Origin of the sequence: Streptomyces sp. NBC_00237 (assembly GCF_026342435.1) — a bacterium.
In the GTDB taxonomy this organism is placed as follows: Bacteria; Actinomycetota; Actinomycetes; order Streptomycetales; family Streptomycetaceae; genus Streptomyces.
Window position 1 is genome coordinate 365,907 of the sequence record NZ_JAPEMT010000004.1, and the last position, 12,644, is coordinate 378,550.

The window sequence follows — 12,644 nt, forward strand, 5'->3', positions numbered from 1 at the left end:
CGACGTCATGCGTACACTTTCGGACATGCCCTCTGTCGCGCTGCTCGCCGTCGGCCGCCCGCTGCACTTCGAACTGGGAGTGGCGTACGAGATCTTCGGCAATCCGCCGACCGGGAGGGACGCGGCCGACGCCTGGTACGACGTGACTCTCTGCGGGAACAGCCCTGTTCGGGTCGGACCGTTCACGGTGGAGCCCGACCGGGCCCTGCCGTACGCGATCGGGGCGGACCTCGTGATCGTGCCCGCCTGCGCCGACGTCGACGAGCCCCCGCCCACGGAGCTGGTCGACACCGTGCGCGCGGCGCACGAGGCCGGGGCGCGGGTGGCGTCGCTGTGCACGGGTGCGTTCGTCCTGGGCGCCGCGGGGCTCCTCGACGGGCGGCGGGCCACCACGCACTGGGCGCACGCCGCGGACCTGGCCGCACGCCATCCGCTGGCGGAGGTCGACCCGGACGTCCTCTACACGGACAACGGCAGCGTCCTCACCGCCGCGGGCAAGGCCGCGGCGGTGGACCTGTGCCTGCACGTGATCCACCTCGACCACGGCGCCGCCGTCGCCAACGCGGTCGCCCGGCGGCTCGTCATGCCGCCGCACCGGCCGGGCGGTCAGGCCCAGTTCGTGTCGACCCCGGTCCAGCTCACGGACGACGACGACCACTCGCTCTCCGGCCTGCTCGCCTGGGCCGGACAGCGCCTGGACCGTCCGCTGACGGTCGCCGACCTGGCCCGCAGGGCGAACACGAGCCCGCGCCACCTGGGCCGCCGGTTCCGCTCGGTGACCGGACAGACCCCGCTCCAATGGCTGCTCACCCAGCGCGTACGCCGCGCCCAGGAACTGCTGGAGACCACCGACCAGAGCGTCGAGTCCGTGGCGCTCGCCACCGGCATGGGCACGGCGACGACGCTGCGCCGCCAGTTCAAGCGGTTGGTCGGCGTACCACCGGACAGCTACCGGCGCGCGTTCCGCAGCGGGCATCCGGCGGCCTGAGCGGCCACGCCGGGTCATGTCGGCCCACCACGCCCCGAGCGACCGCGCGGAGAGGTCTTCAGATGACGACGGCGAAGACCCAGAGGTGGGGGTCGGCCCCCGTCAGGACGGCGTAGTGGACGATCGCGGCGGACGTGGTGATGACGCGCACCGTCTCGTCGAGTTCGTACGTGTCGGCCTGCGGCCAGGACCAGGGGTCGCGGCACGCCCGCAGGAGCGCGTCGTGCAGTTCCTCCCTGGCCGGGGCGGGCAGGTCTCTGACGGTCCTGCCGACGTGCGCGGCGAACCGTGCCGGGATCGCGGTCACGTGCCGATGCCCTCGCTGTTCATGTCCCTGTCCGTGTCCGCGTGGGTACACGTCCGTGTCCGTGCCTGGCGGCTCGTACGGCCACCGTACGCGCGATCGGCGACGGCATGAACAGGAACGGGACGAACTCCCCTACCCGGCAGGGGCCGTGACGATCTTCCCGTCCGTGTCGACGGTGTGCGTCTGCCAGTACTCGTCCCACTCGTCCCCCACCCGCTCCGGCACCTTGCCCTCCGGGAAGCGGACGTAACCCTTCGGCGGCTCCTCGCCGTCGGGGGCACAGGCGCGGCCGGTGGAGCCGACATTCAGTACGGGATACTCACCGCCCCCGCAGATCGCGTCCTGCGCGCAGCCCCCGAGGGCGAGGACCGCCGCCACGGAGGCCAGCAGGAGGACGAGCGGGCGGCCCCCGCGACGGACAGCTGTACAGGCACGGGTACGGGTACGGGTACGGGTACGGGTGGTACGGCGGTGCATGGTGTGCTCCCCGGAGTGAGAGTCGGTTCGGCGTCGAACACAAGCCTGACCCGATCTCCTCAACTCCACGCACGAATACGCCTACTCAGCCGCCGAGACCGAGCGCGGCCAGGGCGACTTCACCCATCCGGCGCTCGCCGAGGGCGTTGGGGTGAACGGGAACCACGTTGGTGCCGAAGAGGACCGGCTCTATCCAGCGCGTGCCGATCGGCTTGCACGCGTCGTGACCGTCGGACACCTCGGCGAGGTCGACATAGGTGGCCCCGGTCTCCTCGGCGGCACGCTCGACGGCGGAGTTGAGGGTCGTCTGGATACCGCGCAGGTACGGCACGTCGCCCGTCGCGATGGGCATCTTGGCGAAGCAGGACGGATCGGCGGTGGCCGGGGTGATCCACGGGTAACCCAGCACGGCCACCCGAGCGCCGGGCGCCTTGGCGCGGACCGCGCTCAGGGCGGCCTTCAACGCCGGGTAAGTCGTGTCCTTGATCTGGTCCTCGAACATCGTGCCGTTCTTGTCCTTGCAGGGACTGCCCTTGCCGCCGCTGAGGACTCCGGCCGTACCGCAGGCCACGACGGCGTTGATGAAGGTGCTGTTGTCGTTGCCGCCGATGGTCAGGGTCACCAGATCGGTGGTGGCGGAGAGCGCGTCGAGCTGGGGGGCGGTGCCCGGGTACTGGGACTGGCTGAAGTGCTTGGTCTGGGCCCCGCCGCAGGTGACGTCCTGGAGGCGGGCGCCCGTTCTGGAGGCGATGAGGTGGGGGTAGTTCCGGGTGGAGCGCGCGCAGAGGAGATTGCTGAGGTCCACCGGGAGGACGCCGGAGCCCGCGCTGTAACTGTCGCCCAGCGCAACGTAGTTGAGCGTCCCGTACGAGGCGGAGCCGGCCGGTCCGGAGGCAGGGGCGGAGGCCGGGGCGGCGGTGGGTGCGGCGGCGGGTGCGACGGCGGCGGGTGCGGCGGCGGCCGGTACGGCAGTGGCGGGGAGACCGAGGACCATGACCCCGGCCAGTGTTGACGCGGCCATGACATTGCGGAACGACTTCGGCATGTGCTCCCTCTTCTCGTGAGGCTTCTCGTGAAGCTGAGCGACCGGACTTACCGACAGGTAGGTCTACCGCTAGGTAATGTGCGGGTGCTGTCGTGCCTGCGTCAACCTTGCCGACAGAACTGCTCCCGGCCCGCCACGAGTCACCGAAGAACGGACGCCCCGCATGGACATCACCTTCACCGGCCGAGTGATCGAGTGGCGCGGCCCCTCCCCGTTCTTCTTCGTCCCCGTCCCGGCGGAGCAGTCCGCCGACATCCGCGAGGTCGCCTCGATGGCCACCTACGGCTGGGGCGCCGTCCCCGTCGAGGCCCGGATCGGCGAAGCCGCCTTCGCCACCTCGCTCTTCCCGAAGGAGGGCGCGTACCTCCTCCCCCTCAAGCAGGCCGTGCGCAAGCCGCAGAAACTCGCGGCGGGCGACGAGGTCACCGTGGACATGACCGTTCGCCTCTGACACCTCCGCGACAGACCCCTCCCCATTCACCGAATGGGGTGATCAATTGCCCTCCCCGGCCCGGAGGTTCGGCCCCACCCCGGCAACGTGGTGAATACTGCCGCCGAACCCGAGGAGCACACCATGGACATGGCCGTACAGCAGCACCCCACCCACGAGGAGTGGCTGGCCTCCATGGTCCGCACGACCTCCGCCGCCTCCGTCGTCTTCCACGACCCCGACCTGCGTCTGCTGCTCCTGCACGCCACGTACGAGGACGCCTGGCAGTTCCCCGGCGGAACCGTCGAACACGGGCAGGACCCGTGGGAGGCCGCCGTCCGCGAGGTCGACGAGGAGATCGGCCACCAACTCCCGCTCACACCGCACCTCTTGGGCGTCGACTGGTGCCGCCCGCCCGGCCTCGCCCCGTACACCCAGTTCCTCTTCCGGGGCCCGTCGATCACCCCCGCCGCCTTCACCGTCACCCTCTCCGCCGAACACGACGACTGGGCGCTGCGCACCGTCGAGGAGTGGGCCCCGCTCGTCGGCCCCCGGCAGACGGCCCGCCTCACCCTCGTACGGGAAGCGCTGCGGACGGGCACCACCCTGTACCTCCAGGACGGCGCCCCGGTCCCCTCCTAGTTTCCGCGCGCGTCGAGGAAGCCCAAGGCCAACGGGCTCCACTCCTGCGGGGCGGGGTGGTGGGTGGCCAGTACGTCCGGACCTGCCCGATGGTCCGGTGTCGCGCCTCGCCGTGCGCGTCGTCGAGCGCCGCACCTCGGTGCGTGCGGCCCTCGCGCTCCGGTGGCCGAAGCCCTGGCCCCGTACCGTACGGGCCTGCCTCGTGGCCTTCGCGCTCCGGCACCTGCCCACCCTGCTGATGGGCGGACAGTACCCGGGCCGGGCCTGGTGCGTGGCCGTGCCCGCGATGGTGGTGAGCTGCGTCCTCGTGCTGCCGGTCTTCACCTGGCTGCGGCTGCGCTCGGGGCCGGTGGTCCCGGCCGTGATCGGGCGTGCCTTCAGCAGCACGGTGAGTGTCGCGACGGTCTACGAGCGGTCGCTGCCGTCCGCGACGGCCACCACCAGCACCCGGGTGTCCGGGCTGGTGGCGCGCCAGCGGTGGCGTACGCCGCCCGTGAGGTAGAGGGTGTCGCCGCGTTCGAGGACGAGGGTGCGGCCGTCGGCGTGGACCTCCGCGGTACCGTCCGCCACGTACATCAACTCGTCGTTCTCGTGCAGGAATTCGCGGTCCGCCTGCTGGGGTCCGGTGAATTCCAGGGCGTGCATCTGGCGGGCTCCCCTGACCAGCGGGCGCACCCCCGTGTCGGTGGCGAGGCCCGGGTCGTCCTGGGCGCGGACCACGTGGAGCGCGGTGCGGGTGTCGTCGGCGGCGGCCATGAGCTGGACGGCGGTGGTCCGCAGACCGTCGGCTATGCGTTGCAGGGAGCGGATGCTCGGGCGGGCGCGTTCGTTCTCGATCTGGCTGAGGAAGGGCACGGACAGACCGCTGCGTTCGGCGAGGCCCGCCAGGGTCAGGCCGAGTGCCCGCCGACGGCGGCGCACGGCACCGCCGAGCCCGGAATGCGGCTTGTCGTCACCGTGCCGCGCGTTCGTGTCCTGCGTGTCGTTCATGGCCGTCCTCACGTCTCGCGATCACCTTATGCAGCTTCGCGCGAGGCTTCGTACTCCTGTCACACCCCTGACATACAACTCCCCTACCTTCAAAGACATTCGACCGAGTCAAAGAAACTTTGAGAATGGGAAGGGGTTGTCGTGACCAGCGTCGACCAGAACCAGCGCCGCCGCCGCGGGACCGGGCTCATCGCCCTCGACACGGCGCGCGCCTTCGCCGGGTACACCCTCTTCGCGCCGCTGACCGGCGGCGGCGAGGTCCACCTGATCGACCTGTACGGCACCGAGGTCCACACCTGGAAGCTGCCGTACCGGGCCGGGCGGCACGCGCGGATGCTCGGCGACGGGAGCCTCGCCCACAACGGCGTACTCCCGGACCAGGAAGCCCTGTTCCCCATGTGGCACAAGTACCGGGGCGGGGTCCTCGGCGTGTACGCGCCCGACGGCACGCCCCTGCGCGAGCACCGCGACCCGCTCCAGCACCACGACGCGCACCACCTCGAAGGCGGCGGGATCCTGTACACCGCCGTCGAAGCGCTGACCGGTACGGACGCGGAAGGGGTGCGCGGCGGGGTCGCGGGGTCGGAGGCCAGGGGCGGGACCGTCTGGGCCGACACCATCGTCGAGGTCGACGCGGACGGAACCGAGGTCTGGTCCTGGCGGGCCTTCGAGCACCTCGACCGGGACGCGTACGCGCTGCACCCCGACTACGCGCGCGAGCACTGGCCTCTGATCAACTCCGTCGCCCCGCTCGCCGACGGCAACGTCCTGGCGAGCCTGCGCAGTTCCTCCGCCGTCATCGTCATCAGCCGCGACACGGGCGACGTCCTGTGGCGCACGGATCCGGGCACCGTCTCCCAGCAGCACCACCCCACCGAGCTGGGAGACGGCAACTTCCTCGTCTTCGACAACGGCGTCTTCCGGCCGGGCCACGACGTCCCGTACTCGCGCGTCATCGAGATCGACCGTACGACGAAGGAGGTGGTGTGGGAGTACCACGACCCCGCCAAGGAGTCCTTCTTCGCGCCCTTCATGGGCTCCGCCCAGCGCCTCCCGAACGGGAACACCCTGGTCACGGACTCCCCGGCGGGTCGGCTCTTCGAGGTCACGGCGGACGGTCTCGTGGTCTGGGAGTACGTCGTCCCGTACTTCGGCGGGTACGAGGAGTCCGAGGTGCGCGGCCTCTTCCCGGCCGAGCCGAACGCCGTGTTCCGCTCGTACCGTTACGCGGCCGAGGAGCTGCCCTGGCTGGAGGCGGGCCGGTGAGCACAGCCGTAGCAGCAGTCGACGAGAAGGTTCCGCTCAGGCGGCTGGCCCCGCTCGCCCTCCAGCACGTCCTCGCGATGGCCGCCGCTCCCGTCTCCACGGTCTTCCTGACCGCCACCGCCCTGCACCTCTCCCCCGCCCGGACGGCGTCGCTGCTCAGCGCCGTGCTCGTGCTGTGCGGCGCGGGGTCGCTGCTCCAGTCGCTCGGGGTGTGGAAGGTGGGGGCGCGGCTGCCGTTCGTGATGCTGCCGGGCGGGGCGGCGGCCGCGCTGTTCCTCCAGATCGCCGCCGATCACGGGCCCGCCGTCGCCACGGGTTCGGTGTTCCTCGCGGCGTTGCTGCTGCTGGCGGTGGTGCCGTTGTACGCGCGGATCGTACGGCTCTTCCCGCCGCTCGTGATGGGCGTGACGGTGCTGCTGATCGGCATCGCCATGGTGCGGGTGGCGGCGCAGCTCGTCACCGGGCCGACCGGGCGGGCACGGCCCGAGTCCGTGGTCCTGGCCGGTCTCACGGTCGCCGTCACCCTCGCCGCGTACCTCTTGCTGCGCGGTGTGTGGCGGCAGAGCGCGGTGCTCATCGGGATGACCGCCGGGACCGTGATCGCGGTGACCACGGGGCTCGGTTCCTTCGGCCCGGCGGCGGGCAGCGGCTTCGCGCTCCCCGAGCTCTTCCCGTACGGGACACCTCGGTTCGACCTCCTGGCCGCGCTGCCGCTGCTCGTCTTCAGCCTCACCACGCTCGCCGAGATCACCGGTCAGACCGTTCTCAACAGCGAGAGCTCGGGACGCGAGGCCGCTCCCGGGCGCGACGTGCCGAAGGTGGCGCGGGCGGATGCGGTGATGTCGCTGTTCGCCGGGGCGTGGGGCACCTCGCTGATGGTGACCAGCTCCGAGAACATCGGCATCAGCCGTCTCACTGGGGTGCGCAGCCGGTACGTGACCGCTGCGGCGGGCGTGCTGCTGGTGGCGGTGGGGCTGCTGTCGCCGGTGTCGCGTGCGGTGGCCGGGATTCCGCCCGCGGTGGTGGGTGGTTCGGCGCTCGTCGTGTACGCGCTCATCGCCGTGCTGGGGGTGCAGATGCTCGCCCGCTCCGACCTCGCCCAGCAGGGCCAGTCGATGATCGCGGCACTGGCGCTGGCGGTCGGGCTGCTGCCGGTGGTGGCCCCGCAGCTGTACGCCGGATTCCCTTCGTGGGTGCGGACGGTACTGGGCTCGGGCGTGGTCGCCGGGACGCTGACGGCGGTGGTGCTGCACGGGGTGTTCGCGGCGGCGGGGCGGGGCTCGGGACCGGGTTCGTCGGCGGGCACGGACTCGGCTCGGGCGTCGAAGGCGGCGGCGGAGGGCTGAGGGGCGAGCGTGCCCCTCGGCGGGTCCGGCCTCAGCTCACCAGATCCGGCGCGAAGTAGTCCCGCAGGCGGGCGATCAGGCCGTCCCGGAGACGGAAGATCTGCACCAGGGAGACCACCACGTCCGCCCCGCCGTCCTCCCCGTCGAAGACCGTGTCGATCTCCGCGACGAAGACGTCGGGATCGGCGGTGCTGTGCAGCACGTACCCGGACTTCTTGAGGTTGGGCGCGCGCTCGTGCGCGGCCCGGGGCCCTTCCGCCTGCCGCTCGTAGTACGCCGCCATCGCGGTACGGATCTGCTCGCGGCCCTCCAGCCTCCGGGGGAACGAGGAAGCGGCGGGCACGAGCGGCGCCTCGAAGACGGCGTCCTCGGTGAACTGCGCGGCGAGGGCGTCGGCGTCGTGGCTCAGCGAACCGGCGTACACGTAACTCTCGAAGATCTCCTGCGGCGTGCGGGACAAGGCGGCCTCCTGGGAACTCCGGCAGAGGAGTCCAGCTCACCACCTCAGGGCCCCGCCACGCAGCTCAATTCGTCTCCGCGCACCTCAACGGGCCGAAACCCGCCTGCGGAACGAACCCGCCGCCGCGTGCGCCCTCTTCTGCGCCGCCCGCGCGGAGCGCACCCGGGCGACCTCGGCGCGACGGGCGGCCAACTCGGCACGGCGGCCCGCCTGTTGGGCCGCCCGGCGCCCCTTCGCGCCGGACTTGCGGGCCCGCCAGGCGACCGAGGGCTTGCCGTGGGTGTCGGCCGCCGTGACGAGCAGACCGCCCACCAGGGAGAGGTTCTTGAGGAAGTGGTCGCGCTGCTGCGCCTTCGCCTCCGGGTCCTTCTCCTCCCAGAACCGGTGCCCGGCCAGCGTGGTGGGCACCAGCGTCCCGGCCAGGGCGAACGCGGCGAGGCGCGGGAAGCGGCCCAGGGCGAGGAGGGTGCCTGCGCCCAGCTGCACCGCGCCGTTGATCCGTACGAGCTGTTCGGGGTCGGCGGGCAGCTTCGGGATGCGTCGTCCCAGCGGTACCGCCACCGGCTCGGCTTCCGGAGCCACCTGCTCCGGACGCCGGAGGGTGCCGATGCCGCCACTGATGAATACCGAGGCCAGCAAGGGCCTTGCGATCCTCCTGATGAGTGCCATGCGGCGCGGGTTCCCACCCTGCCGCGTGCCATGCACGAACCCGCCGTGCACGGTTGTCGTACGTCCGCAACCGGTCCGCCATGAGCGAACCCCCTGGGCATCCCGGCGCGGGCGGTGTTTGCCTGGGGCCATGGAGATCTTGGTTCTTGGCGGTACGGCATGGCTGGGCAGGGAGCTGTCGCGGCAGGCGGTCGAGCGCGGTCATCGGGTGACGTGTCTGGCGCGCGGCGAGAGCGGCGGGATCGCGGAGGGGGCGGTGCTGGTGGGCGCCGACCGGTCCTCGCCTTCCGCGTACGAGGAGGTGGCGGACCGCGACTGGGACGCCGTCGTGGAGGTGTCCTGGCAGCCCGGTTTCGTACGGGACGCGCTCGACGCCCTGGGCGCGCGGGCCCGGCACTGGACGTACGTGTCCTCCGTCAGCGCGTACGCCACGCATGCGGAGTACGGCGCCGACGAGTCGGCGGCCCTCCTCCAGGCGGCGGAGGGGCGCGAGGTCGACCGCGAGCAGTACGGCCAGGCGAAGGTGGCGTGCGAGCAGGCGTCCACGGCAGCCGTGGGCGACCGCCTCCTCATCGCCAGGGCGGGCCTGATCGGCGGCCCCGGCGACCACAGCGGGCGCTCCGGCTACTGGGCGGCCCGCGCCGCCCGCGCTCCCCGGGACCCTCTGCTCGTGCCCGACGAACCGTCCCTGGCGACCCAGGCGATCGACGCGCGCGACCTCTCGGCGTGGCTGCTCGACTCCGCCGAGAAGGGCACCACGGGGACGTACAACGCGGTGGGTCCCGTCGTCCCGCTCGGCGAGTGGATCGAGCTGTCCCGTTCGGCGGGCGGGCACACCGGTCCGGTGGTGCGCGCCGACTCGGCCTGGCTGCGCGAGCAGGGCGTGGTCGAGTTCATGGGCCCCGAATCGCTGGCGCTGTGGATCGTCGAGCCGGGCTGGGAGGCGTTCTCCTCCCGCAGTGGAGCAGCCGCGACCGCCACGGGCCTGCGCCACCGCCCGCGCACGGAACTCCTCGCCGACACACTGGAGTGGGAACGCGAAGAGGGCCTGGGCCGCGAACGGCGCGCGGGCCTGAGCGCGGCGCGCGAACGCGAACTGCTCGCAGCGCTGCGCCAAGCCTGACCGGGCGGCGGAGCCCCTGCGGCAAGGGAAAGGACAAAAGCAGGGAGATCGCTCTCCCTGCCACTACCAAGCTATAGCTCACCCGGGGGCTTGCGGCAAGACCCCGTGGGTGGCGGAGAATCGTCGGCCGAGGCCACCACCTGCGGAAATGAGAGCGGCACGATGAGCGAGCAGTACGTTCGGGATCTGCAAGAAGTCGACGGAGCCGAGGGCAACGGGGCGGAGGCCGACGGACGAGGGATCGAGGCCGTCGGCGGCAAGGGGGCGCATCTGGGCGCGCTGTCGCGGATCGAAGGGGTCCGGGTGCCGGGCGGGTTCTGTGTGACGACGGCCGCGTTCCGGCGGGTCGTGGCGGAGGCTCCGGCGGTCGGCGCTCTGCTCGACCGGTTGTCGCGCGTGGCGGCGGACGACCAGGAGACGGTACGTGCTCTCAGCGCGGAGATCCGCGCGGCCGTCGAGGGCATCGCGATTCCGGACGACATCGCGGCGGAGATCACGGGCGGGCTCGCCCGGCACGGCGACCGGGCCGCGTACGCCGTACGGTCCAGTGCGACGGCGGAGGACCTGCCGACGGCCTCGTTCGCCGGTCAGCAGGACACGTACCTGAACGTCATCGGGGCGGCGGAGGTCCTGCGGCACGTCAGCCGGTGCTGGGCCTCGCTGTTCACCGAGCGGGCCGTGACGTACCGGCGACACAACGGCATCGACGACCGTGCGGTGCACATGGCCGTGGTCGTGCAGCGGATGGTGTTCCCGCAGGCGTCCGGAATCCTGTTCACGGCCGATCCCGTCACGGGCAACCGGAAGGTCGCCACCGTGGACTCCGGTTTCGGGCTCGGCGAGGCCCTGGTCTCCGGGCTGGTGAACCCGGACGTCTTCACGGTGCGGGACGGCGCGGTCGTCGCCAAGGCGATCGCCGCCAAGCAGCGTGCCGTCGAGCCCCTGCCGGGCGGCGGCACGGAGGAGGTCGCGGTCGACGCGCGGCGGCAGGAGCAGCCGTCCCTGACGGACGCTCAGGCCGTACGGCTCGTGGAACTCGGGCGGCGGATCGAGGCGTACTTCGGCAGTCCGCAGGACATCGAGTGGTGTCTGGTAGACGACGACTTCCGGATCGTCCAGAGTCGGCCGATCACCACGCTGTTTCCGCTTCCGGAGGCCGCTGACCAGGAGAATCACGTGTACGTCTCCGTGGGCCATCAGCAGATGATGACGGACGCGATGAAGCCCCTGGGGTACTCCATGTGGCAGCGCACGGCCATGGTGGAGATGCCGGAGGCGGGCGGACGGCTGTTCGTGGACGTCACGCGGCGGCTGGCCTCGCCCGCGAGCCGGGCCGGGCTGCTGGACCTCATCGGGAAGGGCGACCCGCTGGTCAGGGACGCGCTGGAGACCGTACTCGACAGGGAGGGATTCGTACCGTCGCTGCCGGACCCGGCTCCCGTCGGGCCGCCGACGGCGCCTGCGCCTGCGCCTGTGCGGAAGACGCCCGAACCGATCCCGACCGATCCGGCGCTCGTCACCGGGCTGATCGAGAGCAGCCGGGCCTCCGTCGCCGCCCTGGAGCGCGAGATCCGGACGAAGAGCGGACCGGCGCTGTTCGACTTCCTGCGGGAGGCTTTCGAGGAGCACAAGCGGGTGCTGGGCGACCCGTTGAGCATGCAGGCGGTCATGGCGGGCATGGAGGCCACCTGGTGGCTCAACGAGAAGCTGGAGGAGTGGCTCGGCGAGAAGAACGCGGCCGACACCCTCACGCTCTCCGCGCCCGACAACATCACGTCGGAGATGGGTCTCGAACTGCTCGACGTCGCGGACGTGATCCGTCCGCACCCGAAGGTGGTGGCGTTCCTGCGGGACCTGCGGGACGTCGAAGGCGGGGAATTCCTCGACGGGTTGGCGAAGGTCCCGGGCGGGGCGGAGGCGCGCGACGCCATCGAGACGTACCTCGACCGGTACGGCATGCGCTGCGTCGGGGAGATCGACATCACGCGCCCGCGCTGGCGCGAACGCCCGAGCACGCTGGTGCCCGTGATCCTCGACAACGTACGGAACTTCGAGGCGGGGGCCGCCGCACGGCGTTTCGAGGAGGGCAGGCTGCGGGCACTGCACAAGAAGCAGGAGGTGCTGGCGCGGCTGCGGGAGCTGCCGGACGGGGAGGCGAAGGCCGCCGAGACCTGGCGGATGATCGACCGGGTCCGTACCTTCATCGGCTACCGGGAGTACCCGAAGTACGTGATCATCTGCCGCTACTTCGTCTACAAGCAGGCCCTGCTGGCGGAGGCGGAGCGCCTCGCGCGGGCGGGTGTGCTCGACAGCGCGGAGGACGCCTTCTACCTCACTTTCGGGGAGTTCGAGGAGGTCGTGCGCTCGCGCCGGACGGTCGGCGACCTCGTCCGGCGGCGCAAGGAGGAGTTCCTTACGTACCGGACGCTCACCCCGCCCCGGGTGCTCACCTCGGAGGGCGAGGCCCTCTCGGGCTCGTACCGGCGCGACGACGTACCGGCGGGGGCGCTGACCGGAGTGGCGGTTTCGGCGGGGACCGTGGAGGGGCGGGCCCGGGTCGTCCTCGACCTGGCGGACGCCGATCTCCAGCCGGGCGACATCCTGGTCACGGCCTTCACGGACCCGAGTTGGTCACCGCTGTTCGTCGGGATCGCGGGTCTGGTCACGGAGGTGGGCGGGCTGATGACGCACGGCGCGGTGATCGCGCGGGAGTACGGGCTGCCCGCTGTGGTCGGGGTGGAGGGGGCGACCCGGCTGATCCGGGACGGGCAGCGGATCCGGGTGCACGGTACGGACGGGTACGTCGAACTCCTGCCCTGACTTTTCCGGCCGCGTCCTGACGTGGCCCGGCCCTGGCGATTTCCGCCAACTCCCGCTCCCCACGGGCGACTTCTCCGCCCG

At 71.9% G+C, this 12,644-nt stretch carries 14 protein-coding genes; 8 read left to right on the plus strand and 6 right to left on the minus strand.

Features of this window, described 5'->3' with window-relative positions; genetic code table 11:
- Positions 1-25: 25 nt before the first annotated feature.
- Positions 26-988, plus strand: coding sequence for a GlxA family transcriptional regulator (locus OG897_RS33995; RefSeq protein WP_266663049.1), 963 nt, complete (start codon positions 26-28; stop codon positions 986-988).
- A 58-nt stretch (positions 989-1,046) separates the two neighbouring features.
- Here OG897_RS33995 and OG897_RS34000 read toward each other — a convergent pair whose 3' ends face one another.
- The 3 genes from OG897_RS34000 to OG897_RS34010 all read right to left on the minus strand — a co-directional run bounded on the left by OG897_RS34000 (position 1,047) and on the right by OG897_RS34010 (position 2,817).
- Positions 1,047-1,295, minus strand: coding sequence for a hypothetical protein (locus tag OG897_RS34000; RefSeq protein ID WP_266663051.1), 249 nt, complete (start codon positions 1,293-1,295; stop codon positions 1,047-1,049).
- A 132-nt stretch (positions 1,296-1,427) separates the two neighbouring features.
- Positions 1,428-1,772 (minus strand): SCO0607 family lipoprotein, encoded by a 345-nt coding sequence (locus OG897_RS34005; protein ID WP_368082041.1) that lies wholly within the window; start codon positions 1,770-1,772, stop codon positions 1,428-1,430.
- Positions 1,773-1,857: 85 nt separating this feature from the next.
- Positions 1,858-2,817: an SGNH/GDSL hydrolase family protein gene (locus OG897_RS34010; RefSeq protein WP_266663053.1), complete on the minus strand. Its 960-nt coding sequence runs from the start codon at positions 2,815-2,817 to the stop codon at positions 1,858-1,860.
- Positions 2,818-2,980: 163 nt separating this feature from the next.
- Between OG897_RS34010 and OG897_RS34015 the strand changes: the two genes are divergently transcribed.
- The 3 genes from OG897_RS34015 to OG897_RS34025 all read left to right on the plus strand — a co-directional run bounded on the left by OG897_RS34015 (position 2,981) and on the right by OG897_RS34025 (position 4,391).
- Positions 2,981-3,268 carry a DUF1905 domain-containing protein gene (locus OG897_RS34015; RefSeq protein WP_266663054.1) on the plus strand — a complete coding sequence of 96 codons (288 nt, stop codon included), beginning with the start codon at positions 2,981-2,983 and terminating at the stop codon, positions 3,266-3,268.
- Between the two features lie 87 nt (positions 3,269-3,355).
- The gene (locus OG897_RS34020) at positions 3,356-3,889 is read left to right on the plus strand and encodes an NUDIX domain-containing protein (RefSeq protein ID WP_266663055.1); all 534 of its coding nucleotides are present in this window, start codon (positions 3,356-3,358) and stop codon (positions 3,887-3,889) included.
- A 97-nt stretch (positions 3,890-3,986) separates the two neighbouring features.
- The gene (locus tag OG897_RS34025; protein ID WP_266663057.1) at positions 3,987-4,391 is read left to right on the plus strand and encodes a hypothetical protein; all 405 of its coding nucleotides are present in this window, start codon (positions 3,987-3,989) and stop codon (positions 4,389-4,391) included.
- Here OG897_RS34025 and OG897_RS34030 read toward each other — a convergent pair.
- Entirely contained in the window at positions 4,295-4,879 is a 585-nt protein-coding gene (locus tag OG897_RS34030; protein WP_266663059.1) for a helix-turn-helix domain-containing protein, read from the minus strand. The two genes, OG897_RS34025 and OG897_RS34030, sit on opposite strands and share 97 nt — an antisense overlap.
- A 141-nt stretch (positions 4,880-5,020) precedes the next feature.
- Here OG897_RS34030 and OG897_RS34035 point away from each other — a divergent pair, with 141 nt between their 5' ends.
- Positions 5,021-6,145, plus strand: coding sequence for an aryl-sulfate sulfotransferase (locus OG897_RS34035; RefSeq protein ID WP_266663061.1), 1,125 nt, complete (start codon positions 5,021-5,023; stop codon positions 6,143-6,145).
- Entirely contained in the window at positions 6,142-7,491 is a 1,350-nt protein-coding gene (locus tag OG897_RS34040; protein WP_266663063.1) for a uracil-xanthine permease family protein, read from the plus strand. The genes OG897_RS34035 and OG897_RS34040 overlap by 4 nt, the downstream gene beginning before the upstream one ends.
- Before the next feature lie 31 nt (positions 7,492-7,522).
- On the opposite strand, the gene OG897_RS34045 is transcribed toward OG897_RS34040, so the two are convergent.
- Together OG897_RS34045 and OG897_RS34050 are read right to left on the minus strand one after the other, a co-directional pair.
- Positions 7,523-7,951 (minus strand): nuclear transport factor 2 family protein, encoded by a 429-nt coding sequence (locus OG897_RS34045; protein WP_266663065.1) that lies wholly within the window; start codon positions 7,949-7,951, stop codon positions 7,523-7,525.
- 84 nt (positions 7,952-8,035) lie between these two features.
- Entirely contained in the window at positions 8,036-8,620 is a 585-nt protein-coding gene (locus tag OG897_RS34050; protein ID WP_266663067.1) for a DoxX family protein, read from the minus strand.
- Between the two features lie 130 nt (positions 8,621-8,750).
- Between OG897_RS34050 and OG897_RS34055 the strand changes: the two genes are divergently transcribed.
- Together OG897_RS34055 and rph are read left to right on the plus strand one after the other, a co-directional pair.
- On the plus strand, positions 8,751-9,743 hold the full coding sequence (locus OG897_RS34055) for an NAD-dependent epimerase/dehydratase family protein (RefSeq protein WP_266663069.1): 993 nt from the start codon (positions 8,751-8,753) through the stop codon (positions 9,741-9,743).
- Between the two features lie 162 nt (positions 9,744-9,905).
- A complete protein-coding gene (gene rph, locus OG897_RS34060) occupies positions 9,906-12,563 on the plus strand; it encodes a rifamycin-inactivating phosphotransferase (RefSeq protein ID WP_266663071.1) in 2,658 nt (885 codons plus the stop codon).
- The last annotated feature ends 81 nt before the right edge of the window (positions 12,564-12,644 follow it).

Excerpts from the sequence above, each read along its gene's own strand:
- OG897_RS33995 (WP_266663049.1), top strand. The coding sequence starts at position 26 with ATGCCCTCTGTCGCGCTGCTCGCCGTCGGCCGCCCGCTGCACTTCGAA.
- OG897_RS34005 (WP_368082041.1), bottom strand. The coding sequence starts at position 1,772 with ATGCACCGCCGTACCACCCGTACCCGTACCCGTACCCGTACCCGTGCC.
- OG897_RS34010 (WP_266663053.1), bottom strand. The coding sequence starts at position 2,817 with ATGCCGAAGTCGTTCCGCAATGTCATGGCCGCGTCAACACTGGCCGGG.
- OG897_RS34015 (WP_266663054.1), top strand. The coding sequence starts at position 2,981 with ATGGACATCACCTTCACCGGCCGAGTGATCGAGTGGCGCGGCCCCTCC.
- OG897_RS34030 (WP_266663059.1), bottom strand. The coding sequence starts at position 4,879 with ATGAACGACACGCAGGACACGAACGCGCGGCACGGTGACGACAAGCCG.
- OG897_RS34050 (WP_266663067.1), bottom strand. The coding sequence starts at position 8,620 with ATGGCACTCATCAGGAGGATCGCAAGGCCCTTGCTGGCCTCGGTATTC.
- OG897_RS34055 (WP_266663069.1), top strand. The coding sequence starts at position 8,751 with ATGGAGATCTTGGTTCTTGGCGGTACGGCATGGCTGGGCAGGGAGCTG.
- rph (WP_266663071.1), top strand. The coding sequence starts at position 9,906 with ATGAGCGAGCAGTACGTTCGGGATCTGCAAGAAGTCGACGGAGCCGAG.